The organism is Tistrella mobilis (assembly GCF_039634785.1).
Lineage (GTDB): Bacteria > Pseudomonadota > Alphaproteobacteria > Tistrellales > Tistrellaceae > Tistrella > Tistrella mobilis.
In genome coordinates, this window is sequence record NZ_JBBIAB010000041.1 from 1 (window position 1) to 20777 (window position 20777).

General features: G+C 68.4%; 19 protein-coding genes and 2 pseudogenes. 8 read left to right on the top strand and 13 right to left on the bottom strand.

All coding sequences use genetic code 11. The annotated features are described in order from the left end of the window. Positions 1 to 151: 151 nt before the first annotated feature. Together WI697_RS26675 and WI697_RS26680 are read right to left on the bottom strand one after the other, a co-directional pair. Entirely contained in the window at positions 152 to 355 is a 204-nt protein-coding gene (locus WI697_RS26675; RefSeq protein ID WP_345960591.1) for a plasmid stabilization protein, read from the bottom strand. After that, positions 342 to 1058 (bottom strand): Crp/Fnr family transcriptional regulator, encoded by a 717-nt coding sequence (locus tag WI697_RS26680; RefSeq protein ID WP_345960592.1) that lies wholly within the window; start codon positions 1056 to 1058, stop codon positions 342 to 344. The genes WI697_RS26675 and WI697_RS26680 overlap by 14 nt, the downstream gene beginning before the upstream one ends. Before the next feature lie 136 nt (positions 1059 to 1194). Between WI697_RS26680 and WI697_RS26685 the strand changes: the two genes are divergently transcribed. The 3 genes from WI697_RS26685 (at position 1195) to WI697_RS26695 (ending at position 4715) form a co-directional block, all read left to right on the top strand. After that, positions 1195 to 2967, top strand: a complete 1773-nt coding sequence (locus WI697_RS26685; protein ID WP_345960593.1) for an adenylate/guanylate cyclase domain-containing protein — start codon at positions 1195 to 1197, stop codon at positions 2965 to 2967. A gap of 12 nt (positions 2968 to 2979) precedes the next feature. Continuing rightward, complete coding sequence (locus tag WI697_RS26690) at positions 2980 to 3819, top strand: AraC family transcriptional regulator (RefSeq protein ID WP_345960594.1); 840 nt, start codon at positions 2980 to 2982, stop codon at positions 3817 to 3819. Between the two features lie 125 nt (positions 3820 to 3944). Next, positions 3945 to 4715: a siderophore-interacting protein gene (locus WI697_RS26695; protein WP_345960595.1), complete on the top strand. Its 771-nt coding sequence runs from the start codon at positions 3945 to 3947 to the stop codon at positions 4713 to 4715. Between the two features lie 16 nt (positions 4716 to 4731). Here the strand turns inward: WI697_RS26695 and WI697_RS26700 are convergent, their stop codons facing one another. Continuing rightward, positions 4732 to 5751 (bottom strand): NADP-dependent oxidoreductase, encoded by a 1020-nt coding sequence (locus tag WI697_RS26700; protein WP_345960596.1) that lies wholly within the window; start codon positions 5749 to 5751, stop codon positions 4732 to 4734. 89 nt (positions 5752 to 5840) lie between these two features. On the opposite strand from WI697_RS26700, the gene WI697_RS26705 reads away from it, so the two are divergent. The 3 genes from WI697_RS26705 to WI697_RS26715 all read left to right on the top strand — a co-directional run bounded on the left by WI697_RS26705 (position 5841) and on the right by WI697_RS26715 (position 7421). Then, positions 5841 to 6386 (top strand): TetR/AcrR family transcriptional regulator, encoded by a 546-nt coding sequence (locus tag WI697_RS26705; RefSeq protein ID WP_345960597.1) that lies wholly within the window; start codon positions 5841 to 5843, stop codon positions 6384 to 6386. A 117-nt stretch (positions 6387 to 6503) separates the two neighbouring features. Beyond that, positions 6504 to 6893 (top strand): DoxX family protein, encoded by a 390-nt coding sequence (locus tag WI697_RS26710; RefSeq protein WP_345960598.1) that lies wholly within the window; start codon positions 6504 to 6506, stop codon positions 6891 to 6893. 90 nt (positions 6894 to 6983) lie between these two features. Continuing rightward, positions 6984 to 7421 (top strand): VOC family protein, encoded by a 438-nt coding sequence (locus WI697_RS26715; protein ID WP_345960599.1) that lies wholly within the window; start codon positions 6984 to 6986, stop codon positions 7419 to 7421. Positions 7422 to 7623: 202 nt separating this feature from the next. Here the strand turns inward: WI697_RS26715 and WI697_RS26720 are convergent, their stop codons facing one another. The 9 genes and pseudogenes from WI697_RS26720 to WI697_RS26760 all read right to left on the bottom strand — a co-directional run bounded on the left by WI697_RS26720 (position 7624) and on the right by WI697_RS26760 (position 19449). After that, complete coding sequence (locus tag WI697_RS26720) at positions 7624 to 8148, bottom strand: hypothetical protein (RefSeq protein ID WP_345960600.1); 525 nt, start codon at positions 8146 to 8148, stop codon at positions 7624 to 7626. Between the two features lie 140 nt (positions 8149 to 8288). After that, positions 8289 to 8453: pseudogene (locus tag WI697_RS26725) on the bottom strand (aromatic alcohol reductase); the annotation flags it as partial. A gap of 175 nt (positions 8454 to 8628) precedes the next feature. Continuing rightward, entirely contained in the window at positions 8629 to 10806 is a 2178-nt protein-coding gene (locus WI697_RS26730) for a xanthine dehydrogenase family protein molybdopterin-binding subunit (protein WP_345960601.1), read from the bottom strand. Between the two features lie 17 nt (positions 10807 to 10823). Then, positions 10824 to 11282, bottom strand: a complete 459-nt coding sequence (locus WI697_RS26735; protein ID WP_345960602.1) for a (2Fe-2S)-binding protein — start codon at positions 11280 to 11282, stop codon at positions 10824 to 10826. Positions 11283 to 11587: 305 nt separating this feature from the next. Then, complete coding sequence (gene lpdA / locus WI697_RS26740; protein WP_296709120.1) at positions 11588 to 12985, bottom strand: dihydrolipoyl dehydrogenase; 1398 nt, start codon at positions 12983 to 12985, stop codon at positions 11588 to 11590. Between the two features lie 4 nt (positions 12986 to 12989). Continuing rightward, positions 12990 to 14342, bottom strand: a complete 1353-nt coding sequence (locus WI697_RS26745; RefSeq protein WP_345960603.1) for a dihydrolipoamide acetyltransferase family protein — start codon at positions 14340 to 14342, stop codon at positions 12990 to 12992. Between the two features lie 3 nt (positions 14343 to 14345). Next, complete coding sequence (locus tag WI697_RS26750) at positions 14346 to 15359, bottom strand: alpha-ketoacid dehydrogenase subunit beta (RefSeq protein WP_345960604.1); 1014 nt, start codon at positions 15357 to 15359, stop codon at positions 14346 to 14348. Positions 15360 to 15363: 4 nt separating this feature from the next. Further along, entirely contained in the window at positions 15364 to 16596 is a 1233-nt protein-coding gene (locus tag WI697_RS26755) for a 3-methyl-2-oxobutanoate dehydrogenase (2-methylpropanoyl-transferring) subunit alpha (RefSeq protein ID WP_014752951.1), read from the bottom strand. Between the two features lie 441 nt (positions 16597 to 17037). Then, positions 17038 to 19449: a transketolase gene (locus WI697_RS26760; RefSeq protein WP_345960605.1), complete on the bottom strand. Its 2412-nt coding sequence runs from the start codon at positions 19447 to 19449 to the stop codon at positions 17038 to 17040. A 140-nt stretch (positions 19450 to 19589) separates the two neighbouring features. Between WI697_RS26760 and WI697_RS26765 the strand changes: the two genes are divergently transcribed. Further along, positions 19590 to 20069, top strand: a complete 480-nt coding sequence (locus tag WI697_RS26765; protein ID WP_014753102.1) for an Lrp/AsnC family transcriptional regulator — start codon at positions 19590 to 19592, stop codon at positions 20067 to 20069. Between the two features lie 129 nt (positions 20070 to 20198). Beyond that, complete coding sequence (locus WI697_RS26770; RefSeq protein ID WP_345960606.1) at positions 20199 to 20585, top strand: hypothetical protein; 387 nt, start codon at positions 20199 to 20201, stop codon at positions 20583 to 20585. Positions 20586 to 20601: 16 nt separating this feature from the next. On the opposite strand, the pseudogene WI697_RS26775 reads toward WI697_RS26770, so the two are convergent. Further along, positions 20602 to 20777 (bottom strand): annotated as a pseudogene (locus WI697_RS26775) (IS630 family transposase); the annotation flags it as partial.

The window sequence follows — 20777 nt, forward strand, 5'->3', positions numbered from 1 at the left end:
CGACCAGATCATCGCCTGTGCTGCCATGTCTGGAACAAGCTCATCAGCCAGCCATGGAAGATCATGTCCATCGGGTTGAGGTGCTGGGCTCATGGGTTCTGATTATTGCAGATTGGTATTAGTGGCGTGGCAACGGTGACACACACACGCGTCAATCGAACGCCATGGGTTCGGCAGGCCGCTTATCCCGCGCCCCTTCGATGGCGTCGATGTCGTCACGGGTGATGCCGTGCCTTTGCCCGATGTCCTGCAAAACCGCGCCGAGCCGCAGGCGACCTTCGCGACGCATGGCGGCGTCGAGACCGGCGCGCGTCTCCGCCTTGGTGTTGCGGCTATCCCCCTCACCCCCCCGCATAAGCCTCTTCCACCAGCTGGCGGAGGCGGGCGGGGTCGAGCAGGACCAGGGCGCCGCGGCGGCGGTCGAGGAGGCCGGCGCGGGTGAGGGCTGCGAGTTCGCGGGAGACGGCTTCGCGGTGCGAGCTGATCCGGGCGGCCAGGTCGGCCTGGATCGGCGGGGGCGAGATGATCGCATGGGCGGGCTCGCGCGGATCGGGGCGGGAGAGGCGGAGCAGTTCGGCATAGAGCCGGTGGCGGACGTTGAGGGTGGAGAATTCGGTGACGCGGGTCGCCAGCATCCGCACCTGCCCCGCCAGCAGGCCCAGAACCTGGTCTGCGACCGGGGGATGGTCGTGGATCGCGCGGCGGAAGGTGGCCGCCGGCATGCGGGCGACGGTGGCGGCGGTGACCGCCTGGATGCCGGCCGAGCGCGGCTGGCCGTCGATCGCCGCCAGTTCGCCGAAAAATTCGCCGTCGCCGATGTCGCGCAGAATGACGCTCTGCCCGCCGGGCTGGCGGATCATCACCCGGACATGGCCGTGGACGACGAAGAAAACATCGGTTCCGTCGTCCTGATGATCTATGATCGCCGCGCCGGCATCCACCCGCCGCCAGCTGCAGGCGGCATCGAGTGCCGCGATCTGGTCGGGCGACAGCGCCGCGAACAGAGGGATACGTGCCAGGCTGTCCCTGGCGGAACGGGGGTCGGTGCGTCTGACCATGCTGGGTCGCATATCTTTCCCGTGGTCTGCCGGCCGATGGGCGTTGGGCCGATGGTGGGCTGGCCGATGGTGGGCTGGCCGATGGTGGGCTGGCCGATGGGCGCGCAGGGATGCCGGGGCCGGCGATGGTGGCGCCATGCGGCCGCCCGCGCCGGTTCTGGCCCGGCTGCGCATCATATCGGGCATCATCCTCTTCCTCTATGCAAGCTGTCACTTTCTGACCCACGCCTCGGGCATCCTGACGGCGCCGGCCATGGAGGCGACCAGCCGGGTGCTGCTGGTGCCCTGGAAGGGCTGGATCGGCCATACCGCGCTTTATGGCGCCTTCACCGTGCATGCGGCGCTGGGGCTGCACGCCCTGTGGCGGCGGCGGCATCTGCGCATGTCGGCGGTGGAAGCCTGGCAGCTGGGGCTGGGGCTGCTGATCCCGCTGATCGTGATCCGCCATGCCGTCAGCGTGCGGCTGGGCGAGATGCTCTACGGGCTGGACGACAACTATTGGCGGCTGCTCGCCGGCTATTGGCTGCCCGAGGCCGGCATCAACCTGTTTCTGCAGCTGCTTCTGCTGGTCGTGGTCTGGGTGCATGGCTGCATCGGGCTCTACCGCTGGCTGCGGTTCAAGACCTGGTTCATGGCCCGGTCGCATCTGCTGCTGGTCGCCGCCTGCCTGGTGCCGGTGCTGGCGGTGATCGGCATCGCCATCGCCGGGGCGGATATCCAGGCCCGCGCGGCCGCAGGCGACCCCGAGCTTGCCCGGATGACCGCGGTCGCACCCGAGGTGGCGGCGGCGGCCCGCGCAGGCCTTGGCCCCCGGGTCGAATGCCTGACCGGCGCCTGGGTGCTGCTGGTGGGCGGGGTTCTGGCCGGGCGGCTGCTGCGCGACGGCCATGCCCGGCATTTCCGCGCGGTGCGCATCCGCTATGCCGGCCCGGCCGCCGCCGATGGCGGCGAGACCGTGGTGACGGTGCCGCGGGGCTGGAGCGTGCTGGAAGCCAGCCTCAGCGCCCGCATTCCCCATGCCTCGATCTGCGGCGGCCAGGGGCGCTGTTCCACCTGCCGGGTGCGGGTGCTGGACGGCCGCGACCAGCTGCCGCCGCCCCGGGCGGTTGAGGCGGAGATGCTGCGCCGGATCCGCGCACCCGGGGATGTGCGCCTGGCCTGCCAGCTCAGGCCGCCGAGCGATCTGACCGTGCAACCGCTGATCCCCCCCGGTGCCCGCTTCACCGGAGCCCTGGTCGAGGATCGTACCGGCGCCGCCGGGCTGGTCGGCCATGCCCGCGAGGCCATGGTGGTGGCGCTGTTCACCGATCTGCGCGCCTCTACCCGGCTTGCCGCCGAACGCACCGCCTATGACGCGCTCTACCTGATCGAGCGCTATGTCGATGTGGTGACCGAGGCGGTGACCGCCGCCGGCGGCCGGGTGACCGGCATCGCCGGCGACGGGGTGATGAGCGTGTTCGGCGGCACCGGGCCGGTGGACGACGTGCCGGCCACCTGCCGGGCGGCGCTGGCCGCGGCGGCGGCGATCTGGGATGGGGTGGAGGCGCTGTCGGCCGAACTCCGTCACGAGCTGGATGCGCCACTCAGGATCGGAATTGGCGTGCATCTTGGACCTTCGGTTGTGGGCACCACCGGGGTGACCGCCCCGCGGCCGATCCAGTTTCTGGGCGATACCGGCAATGTCGCGGCCCGGCTGGAAGAGGCGACGAAGGCCGAGCGCTGCACGCTGATCCTGTCGGAGGCGACGGTGGCGGGGGTGGTGGCCGGCGGCCGTGGCCCGGGGCCGGCCGAGCTGGGGCGGATCGGCCATCGGGTGCTGGACATCCGCGGCCGCGGCGGTGCGATCGCGGTCAGGATCGTGGCGACACGGGCCGAGCTGGACGTGATCCGCGGCCACCGGCCCGGCTGAGCGGAGGCGGCGATGCCCTTCTACCGTTTCGACCATGCGCCCGACCCGATGGAAAAGGCCGGATTCTCGCCCGAAGAGGTGCCGCGGGCGATCACCGCCATCGGCGCCGACCTGGTGGCCGGGATGGGGCTGAAGGAAATGGGCGTCCATTTTCATCGCAAGGCCCAGCTGATCTTCACCCTGCGGGGCATCGTGCGCTGCGAGGCGAATGACGGGGTGTGGATCGTGCCGCCGCGCTGCGCCGTCTGGATCCCAGGCGGCATGCCCCACAGCGCAGTGCTCAGCGGCGCGGTGGAGATCTATTGCCTGTTCGTCGACCCCGATGCCGCGCCGGCCCTGCCCGCCGGCTGCTGCACGGTCGCCGTCTCGCCGCTGCTGGAACAGCTGCTGCGGCACGCGGCCCACATGCCGGTGATGTATGACGAAGACGGGCCCGACGGCCGGATTGCGACCGTGCTGCTGGACCAGCTGGCCCGGGCACCGGTGGAGCAGCTGAATTTTCCCATGCCGCAGGATCCACGGCTGCGCCGGATCGCGGCCGCGCTGATGGCCGATCCGGCCGACCGCGCGACGATCGAGGCCTGGGGCAAGCGCATGGCCGCCGCCCCGCGCACGCTGACCCGGGCGCTGAGCCGCGAAACCGGGCTGAGCTTCGGCCGCTGGCGCCAGCAGCTGCATATCCTGATCGCGCTGCAACGGCTGGATCAGGGCGCCGCCGTGCAAAGCGTGGCGCAGGAGCTTGGCTATGAAAGCGCCGGCGCCTTCGTGACCATGTTCCGCAAGGCGCTGGGCAAGCCGCCGGCACGCTATCTGGCCGAGCGGCGGCGGCAGGATGGCGGCGGCACGGATTGACCGGATATCGCAATATTTTGTCTGGTTGAACGAATGTGGTCAGCGCCGGGGCTGCCTATCTTGCCTCTGACGCCAAGATCGGCGCCCGACGCCAAGATTCGACGCCCGACCACAGGAGCGCTGCCATGACCTCGACCTTCGACCCGCGCACCGATGCCGCACCGCAGCCCGGCCGGATCGCCCGCACCCTGCAGAGCTGGTTCATGCGCCCGGCACGGGTCGCGGCGGTGGAGACGCTGTCGCCGCATTTCCGGCTGATCACGCTGGAGGGGGCGGCGCTCAAGGATGTCGCCTGGACCATCGGCCAGAAGTTGCAGGTGGCGATGGGAACCGGCATGACCGCCCGGACCTATACGCCGATCTTCTGGGATGCCGCCGCCGGGCGGACGCAGCTGCTGGCCTATCTTCACGACCTGGGAACGGGGCAGGATGCGGCGCCCGGCAGCCGCTGGGCCGCCGGATTGACGGTGGGGGCCCAATACCGTGTCTTCGGGCCGCGCCGGTCGCTGGATCTCTCCGATCCCGGCAGCGGGTGGCCGGTGGTGGTGTTCGGCGACGAAACCGCGTTCGCCCTCGCCGCCTCGCTGGGGGCAGGGCGCGGCGAGGATGCCGCCGCGCATCTCTTCGAGATGTCGGATGTGGCCGAGGCGCGGCTGGTGCTGGCACGGATGGGGCTGGGCGATGCGCGGGTGATCGGCCGGCAGGCCGGCGACACCCATCTGGCGGTGGCAGAGGCCGAACTGGCGCGCCTCGCCGCCCGGCGGGTCCGCTTCGCGCTGACCGGCAAGGCCTCGTCGATCCAGCGGATGAGCCGGGCCTTGAAGGCGATCGGCGTGCCGGCGGCACGGATCCGCGCCAAGGCCTATTGGGCACCGGGCAAGACCGGGCTGGATTGAGCCGCGCGCGCGGCGGTCAATCGACGGTGAGCACGATCTTGCCCTGGATATGCCCTGCCCCGGCGCGTTCATGGGCACGGCGCGCCTCGGCCAGCGGCCAGGTGCCGTCGATGACCGGACGAATGCGGCCATCGCTCAACAGCGGTGCCAGCTGCCGCAGCTGCGCGCCGCTGGAACGGACCTGGGTGGTGGAGACGACGACGCCCTGCCGCGCGGCCTCTGCCGCCCCGTCGAAGCCCAAAGGGAAGATCGGGAACAGGGCGCCGCCGGGCTTCAGGGTCTTCAGAAACCGGCCGGTGGCCGGGCCGCCCACGGCATCGACCACCAGGTCGAGATCCCGGACGACATCTTCGGGCGGGGTCTCGCGATAGTCGATGACCTGGTCGGCACCCAGATCATGCAGCAGCGCCTTGTGCCGGGCAGAGGCGGCCGCGATCACCTGCGCGCCCTTCAGCTTCGCGATCTGAAGGGCGAAATGCCCCACGCCCCCGGCGGCGCCGTTGATCAGAACCCGACGGCCATCGAGCGGCACCGGCCGATGGCGGGCGGGCTGGAGCGGGTTCGGCACGTCGTGGCCCGGATCGACCAGGAACTGCCAGGCGGTGAGCAGCGACATCGGCGCGGCCGCCGCCTGAACATGGCCGATGCCGGCGGGCGCGGGGGCCAGATGCGCGGCCGGCACGCCGACATATTCCGCATAGCCGTTGCTGCCGCCGAAGACGCCTTCGGGGAAGCGGATCAGGGCGTAGACCGCATCGCCGATGGCGACATCGCCGACACCCTGGCCGAGGCCTGCGACCACGCCCGAAACATCGGTGCCGGGGATGATCGGGAAGCCACCGGCCGGCCGCCAGGCGGGCGGCAGGCTGCGATAGCCGTCGCGCAGATACCAGTCGGGCGGGTTCAGCCCGACTGCGTGCACCCGCACCAGCACCTCACCCGGGCCCGGGCGGGGGCGCGGCACCGCTTCGTAAACCAGAACCTCGGGGCCGCCGAAACGGTGGATCCTGACCGCGTTCATCATCTCGCCCGGCATCGCTTTCTCCATCATGGCATCTGTGCTATTAAATACGGAGCAGTGCACCGGTTATATCCGGATCAGTGCTCCGCTTTTCAAGAGGCCGCATGAGAGCCGACGCCCAGAAAAATTACCAACAACTGCTGGCCGTGGCACGCCAGGTGATCGCCGAAGAGGGTGCCGAGGCGTCGCTGCGCGACATCGCCCGCCGGGCGGGTGTCGGGCTCGGCACGCTGTATCGCCACTTCCCGACCCGCGAGGCGCTGCTCGATGCGCTGCTGCGGAACGGTTTCGACGCGCTGGCCAGGCGGGCGGCAGAGCTTGAAGCCCGGGAGGATCAGGGCGCCGCCCTGGTCGCCTGGCTGCAAGATGCGGTGGCGATGACCCATGAATACCGGGGTGCCATCGCGCTGATGGTGGCGGCGATCGCCGACGAGGACTCGGCACTGCACGGGGCCTGCACGGGGCTGCGCGCGGCCGGCACCCGGCTGCTGCACCGCGCGCAGGCGGCGGGTGCCGCCCGGGCCGATATGGACGGCAACGACCTCTTTGCCCTGATCAGCGCGCTGGCCTGGCTGGCCGACCAGCCGCCGCTGGTGCCGCGGGCCGATCACCTGTTCGACATCGTCACCGGGGCCATTCTGACCCGGTAACAGCCAGGGAGACAGGGCTGTGGCGAAGGCCACTGCGGCGGGCCGGGGCCGGGCGCAGGATGCGGGCGACGCGGCAGATCGCCGCACCACGCACCCCTCCCTCCCCGGAGACGCCTTATGGAAAAACTGCTCAAACCCTTCCAGCCCCAGGCCTATGCGCTGCTGCGCATCGTGACCGGCTTCCTGTTTCTGTGGCACGGCACCCAGAAACTGTTCGGCCTGCCGCCGATGGGTTTCGCGCTGCCGGACTGGATCGTCTATATCGCCGGGCCGATCGAACTGGTCGGCGGCGCGCTGGTGATGATCGGCCTGTTCACCACCCCGGCCGCCTTTCTGTGCAGCGGCATGGCGGCGGCGGCCTATTGGGTGGGGCATGCCAATGGCGGGCTGCTGCCGATCGTGAACAAGGGCGAGCTGGCGGCGCTTTATGCCTTCGTCTTCCTGTTCATCGCGACGGCGGGTTCGGGCATCTGGAGCATCGACCGGCTGCGCGCCAAGGCCGGCTGACGCCGGGCGGCCGAGGGTCTATGGTGAAGGCGGGCGCCAGCCCTGGCACCCGCCTTCACCCGTTCAAGACTGCCGGAAGGACCGCTTCCCGTGCGCTACCTGCACAGCATGATCCGCGTCCGCGACCTCGACGCCGCCCTCACCTTCTTCTGCGACCAGCTGGGGCTGAAGGAAGTGCGGCGGAAAGAGTCAGAGGCCGGGCGCTTCACCCTGGTCTTCCTTGCCGCCCCGGACGATGTGACCGGCCCCGATCAGACCGCGCCGCTGATCGAGCTGACCTGGAACTGGGATCCGGAAGACTATGGCACCGCGCGCAATTTCGGCCATCTGGCCTTCGCGGTCGACGACATCTATGCCACCTGCCGGAAGCTGATGGAGGCGGGCGTCACCATCAACCGCCCGCCCCGCGACGGCTATATGGCCTTCGTGCGCTCCCCCGATCTGATCTCGGTGGAACTGCTGCAGAAGGGCGAACCGCTGCCCAAGGCCGAGCCCTGGGCGTCGATGCCCAATACCGGGGTCTGGTGAGGGGGCCGGGGCAGCAGATCTGCGACCGGACAGGCGCCGGTGTGGCGTGCCCCCCGCACCGGATCACCGGCGCCTAGACGATCTAAACGTCTCGGACCGGCAGGATACCGAGCCGGCCTCGTCGACGGTATGGCCCGTTCTCGTTCAGCGTGTCATGCCTCGGTGGATGAAGGATCGGAAGGCACCCGGCCGTCTCCCTGGCTCATGATGTTGACGAAAGAGGTGGCAAATACTTCGCTTTGATCCGTGCCTGCTCATCGCGGCAGGCCGCAATGACCTTCCGACACATATCCTGCAGCTTCAGGATTTCGGCGGGCGGCACCTCCCGCATCGGGAATGTGAGAATATCCGAGTGGTAACTTGAGGCTGACACCGTCAAAGGATAATGGATAAGATCGGAGTGAGCGTAGAGCTTATTTCGATCTTTTATCAAGCGCTGGTGCAGAGTGACTTCGTCTGAGTCAAAGGACTCCCGCATTTCTTCTGTCAAGTATCCCCTACCGCGACCCTCTGAAAATGCCCGCCCATAGGACACAATCATGCTGGTGACGAAAGCTGACTGCTGCAGATAGGTAGAGCCGCGACTCCATGGCTTTGCTTTCCAGCCCTTCTTCAGGATGAAGGCACCGAACGACATCGCGTCGCACAAGTCTCCGCAAGCAACATCAAGCCGACGATACAGCCTCATATCTTCATCGCTGAAATCAATCTTGAGTTGATTTTCCATTCTTCTTTCTCCATGGAAATCCGCCGTATAACCTTACTAGTTTCTTTCATCTGATGCAGGATACGCCATAAGCGCTATATGGTCTCGCTGGTATCTGCCCAGGCGCCTAACCGGCGTTCTGCCTCGCCCGCCACGAACACGATCTCGGTGGTCTTGAGGTCGACGACGCCGAATGCCGGCTCGAACAAACAGCTCACGAACATGCCGGTCGAGATGATGACCCACCCGGTTCTGGTTTGCGCGCGCAGAAGCTCGCGAACATCCAGCTGGGCATCGAAGATGTCCTGGGGGCTGTCGCGGCTGATCCTCGGCGGCACGATAGGCGACCAGAGGCTCGTCACCGCCGCGATAGTCGTTCAGGGAACGCTCGGTGCAATGGACCTGCTGCCTGTCACTCGCCGCTATCGGCAAGGGGCGGCCGCCACGACGTGACAAGCGTCATGACGGCCGCCCATGAGATGCCGATCCGTTCCGCCGGCATCACGCCCGCTTCAGCGCCGCCGGATCGATCGGCAGGCGGCGGAGGCGTTTGCCGGTGGCCGCGAAGATGGCGTTGGTGACGGCGGGGGAGACCGCGGCGGTGGCGGTTTCGCCGATGCCGCCCGGGGCCTCGCTGCTGTCGATCAGATGGGTTTCGACCACCGGCACCTCGTCGATGCGCATCGGCAGGTAGGTGTCGAAATTGCCCTGCGCCACCCGACCATCGGTGATGGTGATCTCGCCATGGAGGGCGGCGGTCAGGCCGAAAATGGCGCCGCCTTCCATCTGGGCGCGGATCTGATCGGGGTTGACCGCGCGGCCGCAATCCACCGCCGCGACCAGGCGGTGGACGCGCACCCCGCCATCGGCCGCGACCTCCACCTCTGCGACCATCGCCAGATAGCTGCCGAAGGCGTATTGCAGCGCCACACCGCGGCCATGGCCGGCCGGCAGCGCGCCGCCCCAGCCGGACGCGGCGGCGGCACGGTCGAGCACGGCGCGGGCGCGCGGATTGGCATCGAGCAGGCTGCGGCGATAAGCGACCGGATCGGCGCCGGCCGCGGCCGCCAGCTCGTCGATGAAGCTTTCGACCACGAAGACGTTGTGGGTGGGGCCGACGCCCCGCCACCAGCTGGTCGGCACATGGCGCGGCTCGACCCGCTGGAATTCCACCCGGATCGCCGGGAAGGCATAGGGCGGTTCGGCCGCCCCCTCGACACCATCGGGGTCGACGCCGTTGACCACCGCGGCGGGGGCGAAGCGGGCCATGATCGACGAGCCCGAAACCCGATGCGTCCAGGCCACCGGACGGCCCTCGGCATCGAGACCGGCCTGCAACCGATCGTAGTAATATGGCCGGTACATATCGTGACGGATGTCTTCCTCCCGGCTCCACACCACCTTCACCGGGCCCGAAACCTGGCGGGCGATCTTCACCGCATGGGCGATGCCGTCCGCCTCCAGCCGCCGGCCGAAACCGCCGCCGATCAGATGGTTGTGGATGACGACCTTCTCCGCCGGGATGCCCAGAATGCCCGCCGCCACCGCCTGGGCGATGCCGGGGATCTGGGTGCCGACCCAGATGTCGCAGGCGCCGTCATGAATGTGGACGGTGCAGTTCATCGGCTCCAGCGCCGCATGGGCGAGGAAGGGCAGTTCATAAACCGCCTCCAGCCGCTGCGCCGCGCCGGCCAGCGCCGCGTCCACCCCGCCCTCGTCGCGGGCGACGGCGCCGGGGCGGCGCGAGGCGGCATCCAGATCGGCACGGAGATCGGCCATGCCGACGCTGCCGTGCTCGCCGCCGTCCCAGCGGATCGCGGCCGCCTCCAGCCCCTTATGGGCCGCCCACCAATGCTCGGCGATCACGGCCACGGCCTCGTCGGTGGTCACCACCTGATGCACGCCGCGCACGGCCTTGGCCGCCGCCTCGTCCAGCCCGGCAGGGCGGCCGCCGAAGACCGGGGCGATGGCGATGGCGGCGATCTTCATGCCCGGCAGCCGGGCATCGATGCCGAACCGCGCCCGGCCGTTCACCTTGTCGGGCGTGTCCAGCCGGTGGAGCGGCTGGCCGATCAGGCGGAAATCGGCGGGATCCTTCAGCGCCACGGCGGCGGCATCGGGGACCGGCAGCCGGGCGGCATCGTCGACCAGCTCGCCATAGCCGAAGCTGCGCCCGCCTGCGGCATCATGCACTCGGCCCTCACGCGCCGTGCAGCCGGCGGCATCCACGCCCCAGCGCGCGGCGGCTGCCTGGACCAGCAGGGTGCGGGCCACCGCCCCGGCCTGGCGCAGCGGCTGCCACATCGCCCGGATGGTGGTCGACCCGCCGGTGACCTGGCCGCCGAGCAGCGGGTTGGTATAGGCAGGGTCGGCCGGCGCATGTTCCAGCCGGACCTGATCCAGGCCGATCTCCAGCTCTTCGGCGATCAGCATGGCCTGGCCCTGATACACGCCCTGGCCCATTTCAACCATCGGCATCACCAGGGTGGCGATGCCCTGGTGATCGATGCGGATGAAGGCGTTGGGGCCGAAGCGCCCGGCATCGGCGGCGGCGGTGCCAGCATCAGCGGGGCGGGTGCCCAAAGGCAGGGTCAGCGACACGACCAGGCCGCCGGTCACGGCGGCGCCGGCCTTCAGGAAGCTGCGCCGGTTCATACGGGTCGTCGCGATATGAGTCATCGGATCGCGCTCCGCGCTCAGGCCGCGCCGGCGGCGCGATGGATGGCCGCACGGATGCGGGGATAGGTGCCGCAGCGGCAGACATTGCCCGACATGGCGCCGTCGATCTCGGCATCGGACGGCTGGGGTGTTTCCGTCAGCAGGGCCGCGGCCGACATCAGCTGCCCCGACTGGCAATAGCCGCATTGCGGCACGTCCAGCGCCACCCAGGCCGCCTGCAACGCCGGACCGACCGGCAGGGTCTCCAGCGCCTCGATGGTGGTGATCGGCGCCGCGCCCACCGCCTCCACGGGCGTGATGCAGGACCGGATCGGCTGGCCGTCCATATGCACCGTGCAGGCCCCGCAGAGTGCGGCACCGCAGCCGAATTTGGTGCCGGTCATGCCCAGCACGTCGCGCAGCACCCAAAGCAGCGGCGTGTCGCCGTCGACGTCCACCTGATGGCGGGCGCCGTTGATCGTGATGTCGAAGGCCATGGCTCTTGTTCCCGTTCCGCCTTGTCGTCGTCTCGCCCCCGTCCCGCGCTCATATCCTTGAGGTTATTGCGCCGCCAGCCATGGCGGATGCGGGCCCGGTAGATGAAGAAGATGGCGCGCCGGCGCCAGGGGATTAGGGGCGATTTTCCGATCGGCTTTATGACCGTGGTTCATTAATCCCGGTGAGAGGCGTCACAAGGGGGGCCGATCACAGGCCGGAACGACGACGGCCACGCCCCCCAAGGGGAGCGTGGCCGCGATGTGGTCGTCGGCGTGGCCGGTCAGATGTGCAGGGCGTGGCCCGGTCAGATATGCAAGGCGTGGCCCAGGCCCTTGAGCGCCGCCTCCTGGAAGGCCTCGCCCTGGGTGGGGTGGGCGTGGATGGTGCCGGCGATGTCTTCCAGACGCGCGCCCATTTCGATGGCGAGCGCAAAGGCGGCGGAGAGTTCCGAGACGCCCTGGCCGGTGGCCTGGATGCCCAGCACCAGATTGTTGTCGGCGCGGAACACCACCCGCACGAAGCCCTGCTCGCCCAGCTTCGTCATCGCGCGGCCATTGGCCGTGAACGGGAACTGGGCGGTCTTGACCTCGGTGCCCAGCCGCTTCGCCTCGTCCGGCGACAGGCCGGCGGTCACGATTTCGGGGTCGGTGAAGCAGACCGCCGGGATGCAGCGCTTGTCCCAGACCCGGTTATGGCCGGCGATGATCTCGGCGACCATCTCGCCCTGGGCCATGGCGCGATGGGCCAGCATCGGCTCTCCGGTGACGTCGCCGATGGCATAGATGCCGCGCATCGAGGTCTGGCAGCGCTCGCCCACCGAGATGAAGGGCCCCTGCATGTCGAGCACCAGTTCCTCGATCCCCCAACCGCGCGTGGCCGGGCGGCGGCCGACGGTGACCAGGATCTTGTCGGCCGGCAGGGTGATCTCGTCCCCGCTTTGGGTTTCGACCACGAGACCGTCGCCACCGCGCGACAGGCCGCGCGCTTTGGCACCCGTCAGCACCTCGACGCCCAGCTCTTCCAGCCGCTTCGCGGCCGGCCTGGTCAGCTCGGCATCATAGAGCGGCAGGATGCGCGACTGGCTTTCGACCACAGTCACCTTAGCACCCAGCTTTGCATAGGCGGTGCCGAGTTCGAGGCCGATATAGCCGGCGCCGACCACCACGAAGCGCTCCGGCACCGCCGGCAGGGCCAGCGCCTCGGTCGACGAGATCACCCGGTCGCCGAAGGGCAGGAAGGGCAGTTCCACCGGCTCGGAGCCGGTGGCGATGACCACCGCTTCGGCCTTGATCACCTGAAGCCCGGTTTCGGTTTCGACCTCGACCGTCTTGCCGTCGCGGAAGCGGGCATGGCCCTGAACCACCTTGACCCGCGCCTTCTTGAGCAGGCCCGAGACGCCGCCGGTCAACCGGCCAACGATCTGGTCCTTCCAGGCAACGGTGCGGGCAAGATCGATCTTGGGCGCCGTGGCGGTGATGCCGAGCGGCGAGGTGCCGCCGGCCATGTGCACCAGCTTTTCGAACTCCTCGGCGGCATGGATCAGCGCCTTGGAGGGGATGCAGCCGACATTCAGGCAGGTGCCGCCCGGCTTCTTCGCCTCGACGATCACGGTGTCGACGCCCAGCTGGCCGGCGCGGATCGCGCAGACATAGCCGCCCGGGCCGGCGCCGATCACCAGCAGCTTGCAGGAAATATCCTTCATCGTCTCAGCCCTCGATGAAGATGGTCGCCGGGGTTTCCAGCAGCGACTTGATGCGCTGGACGAAAACGGCGGCATCCCAGCCGTCGATCACCCGATGATCGAAACTGGACGACAGGTTCATCATCTTCCGCGGCACGAAGGCCGAGCCGTCCCAGACCGGGCGGACCATCATCTTGTTGACGCCCACGATGGCGACTTCCGGGTGGTTGATCACCGGGGTGGTGACCACACCGCCCAGCGCGCCGAGCGAGGTGATGGTGATGGTGGAGCCGGTCAGCTCTTCGCGCGTGGCGGTGCCGTTTTTGGCGGCCTCGGCCAGGCGCGAGAGTTCCGCGGCACAGGCCCAGAGATCGCGGGCCTCGGTATGCTTCACCACCGGCACGACCAGGCCCGTGGGGGTCTGGGCCGCGACGCCGATATGCACGCCGCCATGCTGGTGGATGACACCCGCCTGATCGTCATAGCGCGAATTCAGCCGCGGCTGTTCGGCGATCGCCTTCACCATCGCCCGCATCAGGAAGGGCAGAATGGTCAGCTTGGGCCGGTCGGTCCGCTTTTCGGCGTTCAGCTTGCCGCGCAGCTCTTCAAGTGCCGTGACGTCCACCTCCTCCACATAGGTGATGTGGGGGATGCGCGACTTCGACAGCGCCATCTGTTCGGCGATGCGCCGGCGCAGGCCGACCACCTTGATTTCGCTGACGCTGGTATCGGCCACCAGACCGCCGGCGGCGGGGCGCTGATCCTTGCCGGCGAAAAAGCGGTCCAGGTCTTCATGGGTGATGCGGCCGGCCGGGCCGGTGCCGCGCACCTGGCGCAGATCCACCCCGGCCTCGCGCGCCCGGTGGCGCACGGCGGGAGAGGCGATCGGCTTTTCGTGCTCCCCCCGGGGGGCACCCGGGGCCATGGCGACCGTGCCGGCACCCGCGCCGGAACTGGTAATCGGGGGCTTCGCAGCCGGCTGCGGCTTGGGCACGGTCTTCAGCTCGGGCGCCGGCTCCGCCGCCTGGGCCGGGGCGGCCGGCGGGGCGCCGTCATCCTCGTCCGCAGGCTGGTCGGCGGCGGGCCTGGATGCCGCAGCGGCGGGCGCTGCCGCACCGGCGGCGACATTGCCCTCGCCTTCCACCTCCAGCCGGATCAGCGGCGCGCCGACGCTGACCACGTCGCCGATTTCGGCGCCCAGCCACAGCACCTTGCCGTCCACCGGCGAGGGGATTTCGACGGTCGCCTTGTCGGTCATCACCGCGGCCAGGACCGCGTCCTCACGGACGATCTGGCCGACCTCGATATGCCATTCGACCAGCTCGGCCTCGGCGATGCCTTCGCCGACATCGGGCATCTTGATGATATGCTCGCCCATGGGTCAGCTCTCCAGGATCTCTTGAAGGGCACGGCCGACACGCGCGGGGCCGGGGAAATAGTCCCATTCCTGGGCATGCGGATAGGGCGTGTCCCAGCCGGCGATGCGGGTGACCGGCGCCTCCAGATGATGGAAGCAGGTTTCCTGCACCAGGGCGGTGAGTTCCGCACCATAGCCCGAGGTCAGCGTGGCCTCGTGCACCACCAGGCAGCGCCCGGTCTTGCGCACCGAGGCGGTGATGGTGTCGAGGTCGAGCGGTACCAGCGTGCGCAGATCGATGATTTCGGCATCGATGCCGGCATCGGCCGCGGCCGCCTGGGCGACATAGACCATGGTGCCATAGGCGAGCACGGTGACGGCGGCGCCGGGGCGGACGATATTGGCCTTGCCCAGCGGCACGGAATAATGCCCGGCCGGCACCTCGCCCGCCTCGTGCTTCGACCAGGGGGTCACCGGGCGGTCGTGATGGCCGTCGAAGGGGCCGTTATACAGCCGCTTCGGCTCAAGGAAGATCACCGGATCGGGATCTTCCAGTGCCGAGATCAACAGGCCCTTGGCGTCGTGCGGGCTGCACGGCACCACCACCTTCAGCCCGCAGACATGGGTGAAGAGGGCTTCCACGCTCTGGCTGTGGGTCTGGCCGCCGAAAATGCCGCCGCCGGTGGGCATGCGGATCACCAGCGGGCAGGTGAAATCACCATTGGAGCGATAGCGGATGCGCGCCGCTTCCTGGGTGATCTGGTCATAGGCCGGGTACATATAGTCGGCGAACTGGATCTCGACACAGGGGCGCAGGCCATAGGCGGCCATGCCGATCGCCGTGCCGACGATGCCGCTTTCGCTGATCGGCGCGTCGAAGCAGCGGGTCCGGCCGTATTTCTGCTGCAGGCCCTGGGTGCAGCGGAAGACGCCGCCGAAATAGCCGACATCCTCGCCATAGACCACCACCCGGTCGTCGCGGCCCATCATCACGTCGAGCGCGTCGCGGATGGCCTCGATCATCGTCATGCGTGGCATGGGTTCAGACTCCCGCCTGCTGGCGCTGCCGGCGCAGATGGGCCGGCATCTCGGCGAAGACGCCGTCGAACATGTCGCGGGCCGAAGGCTTGGCACCCGCATGCAGCGTGCCGTGGCTTTCGGCTTCCTTCTGGGCGGCGATCACCGTGTCCAGGATTTCGGCCTCGGTCTGCTTGTGGCGGTCTTCCGACCAGACGCCGCGGGTGATCAGATGGTTCTTGAGCCGGATCACCGGGTCGCCCAGCGGCCAGGCGGTGCTTTCGGCCTTGGGCCGATAGGCGGAGGGGTCGTCGGACGTGGAATGCGCCCCCACGCGGTAGGTGACGTATTCGATCAGCGTCGGGCCCAGATTGCGCCGCGCCCGCTCCGCCGCCCATTTGGCGACGGCGTGGACCGCCAGATAGTCGTTGCCGTCGACGCGCAGCGACGGGATGCCGAAGCCCAGGCCGCGGGCGGCGAAGGTGCCCGATCCGCCGCGGGCGATGCCCTGGAAGGTGGAAATGGCCCACTGATTGTTGACCACGTTCAGCACCACCGGCGCCTTGTAGGTGGAGGCGAAGACCAGGGCGGCGTGGAAATCGCTCTCGGCGGTGGAGCCGTCACCGATCCAGGCCGCGGCGATCTTGGTGTCGTTGCGGATGGCCGAGGCCATGGCCCAGCCGACCGCCTGCACGAACTGGGTCGCGAGGTTGCCCGAGATGGTGAAGAAACCGTGCTCGCGCGAGGAATACATCACCGGCAGCTGCCGGCCCTTCAGCGGGTCGCGGGCATTCGAATAGATCTGACACATCATGTCGACCATCGAATAGCCGCCGGCGATCAGCAGCCCCGCCTGCCGGTAGGTGGGGAAGTTCATGTCGCCGTCGACCAGCGCCTTGCGGAAGGCGCAGCTGACCGCCTCCTCGCCCAGATGCTGCATGTAGAACGAGGTCTTGCCCTGGCGCTGGGCGATGAGCATGCGCGCATCGAAGGCGCGCAGCGTCATCATATGGCGCAGCCCGTCGAGCAGCTCGTCATCGGTGAGCGCACCGGCCCAGGGGCCCACGGCCTCGCCATTGCGGTTCAGCACGCGGATGATCGAGAAGGCGAGGTCGCGCATCTGCTCCGGATCGGCATCGACCTCGGGTCTGGGCACGGCCCCGGCTTTGGGAATCTTGACGGTCGAGAAGTCGGGGGTGTCGCCCGGCCGGACCGCCGGCTCGGGCACATGCAGGCTAAGGTGTTCGGATGTGGACATCAGCGTCGAACTTCCCAGACGAGGATGGCATCCCAGACGAAGATGGGGCGCTCCGAGTGGCCAAACTATGACAGCGAATTATCCAGCCTGTCATCCCCGCTCTTTACACCAAGGGTGTCGGCGGCCTGCCGGCGCCTGCAACTCTGGCGGCATTCAGTCGACCGCCCCCAATGCCCGCGACGCGAGTTGCACTGCACCTAGAATGGTTCGGTCGGTGACAGGGTTATAAAATTAGCCAATGAGATCGGCGGCGACAAAAATTCGTCATGAATTGAAGGAGGTCCGATTCCGCCCCCCGGACGGCCACATGCGGCGGCGCGCGTAAAAAAATTTCGCGGACTGGCCGCCGGCCTCAGGAAACCCCGGCCCGGCTGAGACCGGAGGCCAGGGATCCGGGCCCGAACCGCCCGGATCCCGCCCCGCCCGAGGGGACGGCGCCGCTCAGCGCCGCCGCCGGCCGCCGATGAAGCGCCGGGCGGCCGCGACGATGCCCTCGGCATCGATGCCGTAATGGGCATAAAGATCCTCGACCGTGCCGGTCTGGCCGAAATGGTCGACGCCCAGCGCCGCCACCCGGTGGCCGTTGACACCGCCCAGCCAGGCGAGCGTCGCCGGGTGGCCGTCGATCACGGTGACGAGGCCGGCATGATCCGGCACCCGGTCGAGCAGGCGTTCGACATGCGACACCGCCGCGGGCGCGCCCTCGGCGCGCGCCTTTTCCGCCGCGGTCCAGCCGGCATGCAGCCGGTCGGCCGAGGTGACGGCCAGCACCGCGACATTGCGGCGGCTGCCGCCGATCATGCCCGCCGCGGCGATCGCCTCGGTGACGGTGACCCCCTGATAGGCGATCACCACCTCGCAGCCCGGCTCCGGCGCCTTCAGCCAGTAGCCGCCGGCCAGGATACCGGCCGCGAGGGTGTCGTCGATCTCGCGCCGCATCTGCTCCACCGGCCGGGTCGACAGGCGCAGATAGACCGAACCGCCGGCGGCATCGGGCAGGAAGGTGTCGGGGTCGGGGGTCTTTTTGCCGGCGCGCTGCATATGCGCAAAGCCCCAGTCCATGATCACCGCCAGCTCGTCGGCGAAACCGGGCTCGAACGAGGCGAGGCCGTCCTGGCTCATGCCGATCAGCGGCTGGGCGATCGACTGATGCGCCCCGCCCTCGCCCGCCAGCGACACGCCCGAGGGCGTGGCCACGACCATGAAACGGGCATCCTGATAACAGGCGTAATTCAGCGCATCGAGCCCGCGCGAGATGAACGGATCATAAAGCGTGCCGACCGGCAGCAGCCGCTCGCCGAAGAGTTCATGGGTAAGACCGGCGGCCCCCAGCATCAGGAACAGGTTCATCTCGGCGATGCCGAGTTCGATATGCTGGCCCTGGGGCGAGAAATGCCATTTCTGGGTGCTGGGAATGCGCTGGCGCTGGAAGATGTCGGCGATCTCGTCGGCGGCGAACAAGGCCCGGCGGTTCACCCAGCCGCCCAGATTGGTCGACACGGTGACGTCGGGCGAGGTGGTGACGATGCGCCGGGCCAGATCGCTGTCGGTCTTGGCGATCGCGTCCATGATCCGGCCGAACGCCGCCTGGGTGGAGGTGGTGCCGGTGGTGGCGAATTGCGGGCCGATCGGGGCCGCGACCGGCGCCGTCAGCCGGCGGCTTTCGGTGGTGTTGAACGGCACCCGGTCCAGGAAGTCGCGCAGCACCGCCGGGTCGAGGTCCAGCCCTTCGAAGGGGTCCCATTCATGGCCGGCGCGGATGCCCATGGCGTCGCGCAGCGCATGGATCTGCGCCTCGGTCATCTGGCCGGAATGATTGTCCTTGTGCCCGGCGAGCGGCGTGCCCCAGCCCTTGACCGTATAGGCGATGAAGACCGTCGGCCGGTCGTCCCGGATGCCGTGAAAGGCATCGAGCAGGCTTTCCAGGCAGTGGCCGCCCAGATTGGCCATCAGATCGGCCAGTTCGGCATCACTGCGCCGGGCCAGAAGCGCGCTCACCTCGCCCTGATCGCCCAGATCGTCTTCCAGCCGCTCCCGCCAGGCGGCGCCGCCGCGGAACATCAGCGCGGAATAGAGCCCGTTCGGGCAGGCATCGATCCAGGCGCGCAGCTTTTCGCCGCCGGGCTCGGCAAAGGCGGCACGCTGCAGGGCGCCGTATTTCACCGTCACCACCCGCCAGTCGAAGGCCTTGAAGATCGCCTCGATCCGCTCGTACAGCCCCTCGCGCACCACGCCGTCGAGGCTCTGGCGGTTGTAGTCGATCACCCACCAGGTGTTGCGCAGCCCGTGTTTCCAACCTTCCAGCAGGCATTCATAGACATTGCCCTCGTCCAGCTCGGCATCGCCGACCAGCGCGATCATCCGGCCTTCGGGCCGGTCGGTGCGCGCCCAGGATTTGGCGCGGACATAGTCCTGCACCATGGATGCGAAGGCGGTGAAGGCGACGCCCAGCCCGACCGAGCCGGTCGAGATGTCGACATCGTCGGTATCCTTGGTGCGCGAGGGATAGGACTGCGCGCCGCCGAAGCCGCGGAAGGCCTTCAGCTTGTCCAGGCTCTGGCGGCCGAATAGGTATTGGATGGCATGAAAGACCGGGGAGGCATGGGGCTTGACGGCAACCCGGTCTTCGGGCCTGAGCACGTCGAAGTAAAGCGCCGTCATGATCGCGGTCATCGACGCCGAGGACGACTGATGGCCGCCCACCTTGACACCCGAGGCATTGGGCCGGATGTGGTTGGCGTGGTGGATCATCCAGTTCGACAGCCACAGCGCCTTGCGGTTCAGCGCCTCCAGCACGGTCATATGCTGCCCCGCCATCTTCTCTTCCGTCTCGCGCGTCACCATGCCGGTCATGGGCGTTTCACTCCTCCCGTCGCACCGATGGCCTCTGCCACCGAACGCCCTATTCTGCGCCGGGTTGAGCAGCGGTTCTTGCCTATTTTCGGCCCCAAAGACAGACTGCACGCAGTGTTCTGCTAAAAAGGGGCCCCCGCATGGCAGCATCTGCCGAACCCGATCTGGACGCCGTGGACCGGCGGATCCTAAGGGCACTGCAGGAAGACGGCCGCATCACCGTGCAGGCGCTGGCCGAGAAGGTGGGCCTTTCCCCCTCCCCCTGCCTGCGCCGGATCCGGATGATGGAAGAGGCCGGCGTGATCACCGGCTATGCGGCCCTGGTCAACCAGAACGCGGTCGGCCTGCCGGTCTCGGTCTTCGTCTCGATCAAACTGGAACGCCAGCGCGCCCCCGAACTCGACGCCTTCGCCCGCGCCATCACCGCCTGGCCCGAGGTGATGGAATGCTACCTGATGACCGGCGCCCGCGACTTCCTGCTGCGCGTGGTCTGCGCCGACCTCGCGGCTTACGAGGCGTTTCTGAGGGACCGCCTGACCCAGCTGGACGGGGTGGGCTCGATCGAATCGAGTTTTGCGTTGGGGCAGGTGAAGTATTCGCGGGTTTTGCCGGTGGGGTGAGGGGCGGGTGTTGTCGGGGTGAACGCTCTGGTTCTATTCTCGGGGAATGGTCCGGTCTGGGCATAACCCCTGCGCGGGGACCGGGGCGGACGGTCGCTATGTCGCGCCATCAACCGGGTTGCAGTGCCAATGACCACCCCCTCCCACCGCCTGGTTTTCGATCTCCGCGGCCATACGGCACGCGGATGCCAGACAACCCGCAGGCTGGTGATCCTGATCGACGGTGTGGCGGTGTGGCCGGTGCCCGGTGACGAGACCGCCCGGCTCGACATCCAGATCGACGACCTCCTGGCACACCTCACCGACCACTGGCAAACGCTGATGCTGCGGCAGACCTGCCGCCAGCCGTCGCCGACAGGGAGCAGGAAGCGGTTCGCCGCTTCGAAGACACCCACGACATCGCCCGCGCCTTCGGCGGCATCTATGGTCTGCCGCCGTTCTGGATTTTGCGGGCAGGACCGGACTTCGTTGGGGAGACGGGCGGCAGGCATGATCGTGTCCCGAGAATTGGTGTAATACCAATCTGCAATAATCAGAGCCCATGAACCCAGCGCCTCAACCCGATGGACATGATCTTCCACGGCTGTCTGATGAGCTTGTTCCAGGCATGGCAGGACATGGCGATGATCTGGTCGTAGGATTCGAAGATGCGGTTGGACAGCCAGTTGTCGCGCATAAACTGCCAGACATTCTCGACCGGATTGAGTT

Excerpts from the sequence above, each read along its gene's own strand:
- WI697_RS26675 (WP_345960591.1), bottom strand. The coding sequence starts at position 355 with ATGCGGGGGGGTGAGGGGGATAGCCGCAACACCAAGGCGGAGACGCGC.
- WI697_RS26680 (WP_345960592.1), bottom strand. The coding sequence starts at position 1,058 with ATGGTCAGACGCACCGACCCCCGTTCCGCCAGGGACAGCCTGGCACGT.
- WI697_RS26685 (WP_345960593.1), top strand. The coding sequence starts at position 1,195 with ATGCGGCCGCCCGCGCCGGTTCTGGCCCGGCTGCGCATCATATCGGGC.
- WI697_RS26690 (WP_345960594.1), top strand. The coding sequence starts at position 2,980 with ATGCCCTTCTACCGTTTCGACCATGCGCCCGACCCGATGGAAAAGGCC.
- WI697_RS26695 (WP_345960595.1), top strand. The coding sequence starts at position 3,945 with ATGACCTCGACCTTCGACCCGCGCACCGATGCCGCACCGCAGCCCGGC.
- WI697_RS26700 (WP_345960596.1), bottom strand. The coding sequence starts at position 5,751 with ATGCCGGGCGAGATGATGAACGCGGTCAGGATCCACCGTTTCGGCGGC.
- WI697_RS26705 (WP_345960597.1), top strand. The coding sequence starts at position 5,841 with ATGAGAGCCGACGCCCAGAAAAATTACCAACAACTGCTGGCCGTGGCA.
- WI697_RS26710 (WP_345960598.1), top strand. The coding sequence starts at position 6,504 with ATGGAAAAACTGCTCAAACCCTTCCAGCCCCAGGCCTATGCGCTGCTG.
- WI697_RS26720 (WP_345960600.1), bottom strand. The coding sequence starts at position 8,148 with ATGGAAAATCAACTCAAGATTGATTTCAGCGATGAAGATATGAGGCTG.
- WI697_RS26730 (WP_345960601.1), bottom strand. The coding sequence starts at position 10,806 with ATGACTCATATCGCGACGACCCGTATGAACCGGCGCAGCTTCCTGAAG.
- WI697_RS26735 (WP_345960602.1), bottom strand. The coding sequence starts at position 11,282 with ATGGCCTTCGACATCACGATCAACGGCGCCCGCCATCAGGTGGACGTC.
- lpdA (WP_296709120.1), bottom strand. The coding sequence starts at position 12,985 with ATGAAGGATATTTCCTGCAAGCTGCTGGTGATCGGCGCCGGCCCGGGC.
- WI697_RS26745 (WP_345960603.1), bottom strand. The coding sequence starts at position 14,342 with ATGGGCGAGCATATCATCAAGATGCCCGATGTCGGCGAAGGCATCGCC.
- WI697_RS26750 (WP_345960604.1), bottom strand. The coding sequence starts at position 15,359 with ATGCCACGCATGACGATGATCGAGGCCATCCGCGACGCGCTCGACGTG.
- WI697_RS26755 (WP_014752951.1), bottom strand. The coding sequence starts at position 16,596 with ATGTCCACATCCGAACACCTTAGCCTGCATGTGCCCGAGCCGGCGGTC.
- WI697_RS26760 (WP_345960605.1), bottom strand. The coding sequence starts at position 19,449 with ATGACCGGCATGGTGACGCGCGAGACGGAAGAGAAGATGGCGGGGCAG.
- WI697_RS26765 (WP_014753102.1), top strand. The coding sequence starts at position 19,590 with ATGGCAGCATCTGCCGAACCCGATCTGGACGCCGTGGACCGGCGGATC.
- WI697_RS26770 (WP_345960606.1), top strand. The coding sequence starts at position 20,199 with ATGACCACCCCCTCCCACCGCCTGGTTTTCGATCTCCGCGGCCATACG.